The organism is Emticicia sp. W12TSBA100-4 (assembly GCF_040253585.1).
Classification (GTDB): Bacteria; Bacteroidota; Bacteroidia; order Cytophagales; family Spirosomataceae; genus Emticicia.
In genome coordinates this window covers 1-282 of the sequence record NZ_JBELAU010000105.1, presented here as the reverse complement: position 1 = coordinate 282, position 282 = coordinate 1, and the positions used below count along the sequence as shown (strand labels likewise).

1 protein-coding gene is annotated in these 282 nt (G+C 45.0%); it reads left to right on the top strand.

The annotated features are described in order from the left end of the window. A partial coding sequence (locus ABR854_RS25960; protein WP_350268748.1) for a SprB repeat-containing protein occupies positions 1 to 282 on the top strand: 282 nt, incomplete at both ends.

Here is a 282-nt window from a genome sequence, read left to right as displayed (position 1 = left end):
AGTAGCAGCGGGTGGCACGAGTCCATATACTTATAAATGGAGTAATAATGCAACGACCTCAAGCATCAATAATTTATTAGCGGGTACTTACACAGTAGTAGTAACAGATGCGAACAGTTGTACAGCTACGACGAGTGTAGTAGTAAAACAACCGACGGCAGCGTTAACGACGACTCCAAGTGGCATAGATGTGAAGTGTTACGGCGATGCAAGTGGCAGTGCGAGTGTGGTTGCAGCGGGTGGCACAAGTCCATATACTTATAAATGGAGTAATAATGCAAC